The organism is uncultured Chryseobacterium sp. (assembly GCF_936933875.1).
GTDB lineage: Bacteria > Bacteroidota > Bacteroidia > Flavobacteriales > Weeksellaceae > CAKZIK01.
In genome coordinates this window covers 1-1,079 of the sequence record NZ_CAKZIK010000059.1, presented here as the reverse complement: position 1 = coordinate 1,079, position 1,079 = coordinate 1, and the positions used below count along the sequence as shown (strand labels likewise).

The following is a 1,079-nucleotide window of genomic DNA, read 5'->3' as shown; positions in this document are numbered from 1 at the left end:
TCATAAACCACGTCAGTTCTCACAGTGGTGTCTTCCGAAGGATGTACATATTGGCTTTCTTCAGGATATTTTGCAGGCGATTCGCTCAGCATCCAACCGATTTCGTCTTCGCCTTCACGCATTTTTATCCATTCTTCGTCTGTAAGAATATCCATTGCATTTGGGAACAAAACCCGTTTTTCAACATCCATCAGGTTTTTCAAATTCTGACCAGCGTATTCTACATTTTGTTTGGCGGAATCTAAATCTTTTTCTTCAATATTTTTTCTGATAATTCTAAAAATATCCCGAATAGTATCGTGAAAAGACCACATATTTCTGGAAGGTCCAGTCCAGCCTTTTTGTTCTAAAAACGGAAACAACTGATTTTCTTTTCTTTCAAATCTCCTTTCAACTGTGGAAAGATGATTGAAAAGATTATAAAATTTCTGAAATTCTTCGTTAGGATTTGTATTGGTAAGTTCTTCTAACAAAGAAATAATCAGCTCCTCTTCCACCAAATACGTATGAACGGGATGACCTGCTTTAAATTGTTCTTTGACCATTTTTAAATTTTAATAAAATATTAATATCTTTTTGTCTTTTATTTTAATAAAGAAAACCAAAGTGTTTTGGTTTTCTCTTTTCCTTTTTAGATTGACAAATTTAAGATTTGAAATTCAAATAAAAGATGTTTTAGTATTTTATTAATCTGATATTAATCAGTTCAAATTAATGCTTCCCACCATTCAAAATTTTATAAATATGCAAAATCCCGGGAAACACTGCATCCATCGATTCTTCCGCGCCTTTTGTAGAACCGGGAAGTGCGATGACCAAAGTGTCGCCAATCATTCCTGCAACGCTTCTGGAAAGCATAGAATATGGTGTACGCAATTGCCCGTAACTTCTGATGGCTTCGGCAACGCCAGGAATTTCTCTGTCCAATAATGGACGAACAGCTTCTGGAGTAACATCCCTTTTTGAAAGTCCTGTTCCTCCTGTGATCATTACAAGGGAAATTCCGTTTTGGACGTAAAAGTTTATAGATCGGAAGGAGCACACGTCTGAACTCCAGTCACGTCCGCACATCTCGTATG

At 36.2% G+C, this 1,079-nt stretch carries 1 protein-coding gene; it reads right to left on the bottom strand.

Annotated features, from left to right (window positions below; genetic code table 11):
- The coding region (locus Q0252_RS08525; protein WP_297985351.1) for a hemerythrin domain-containing protein at window positions 1-545 on the bottom strand (545 nt) is incomplete at its 3' end.
- Between the last annotated feature and the right edge of the window lie 534 nt (window positions 546-1,079).